Annotated in this window: 1 protein-coding gene; it reads right to left on the bottom strand. The window is 61.8% G+C overall.

Annotated elements, in window-relative coordinates; genetic code table 11:
* A partial coding sequence (locus ACSNOK_RS35475; RefSeq protein WP_436784793.1) for a nucleoside monophosphate kinase occupies positions 1-225 on the bottom strand: 225 nt, incomplete at its 3' end.
* Positions 226-249: the final 24 nt, after the last annotated feature.

Raw genomic sequence — 249 nt, 5'->3', positions numbered from 1 at the left:
GGGCTGGGCAATGCGCTCCTTGACCAGATTGATGATCAGGTCGTCGCTGACCAGTTGGCCGGCGTCCATCACGGCCTTGGCCTGCTGGCCCAGGGGCGTGCCGGCCTTGACGGCGGCACGCAGCATGTCACCGGTGGAGATCTGGGGAATGCCGTACTTCTGGCAGATGAAAGCGGCTTGCGTGCCTTTGCCGGCGCCGGGTGCGCCCAACAAAATCAGTTTCATGGAAGTCCTTGAGGAGAGTAGAAA

Origin of the sequence: Streptomyces sp. URMC 126, from assembly GCF_051386555.1 — a bacterium.
In the GTDB taxonomy this organism is placed as follows: domain Bacteria; phylum Actinomycetota; class Actinomycetes; order Streptomycetales; family Streptomycetaceae; genus Streptomyces.
Note: the sequence above shows the minus strand (reverse complement) of the source record. Positions and strands in the feature narration are given on the sequence as shown.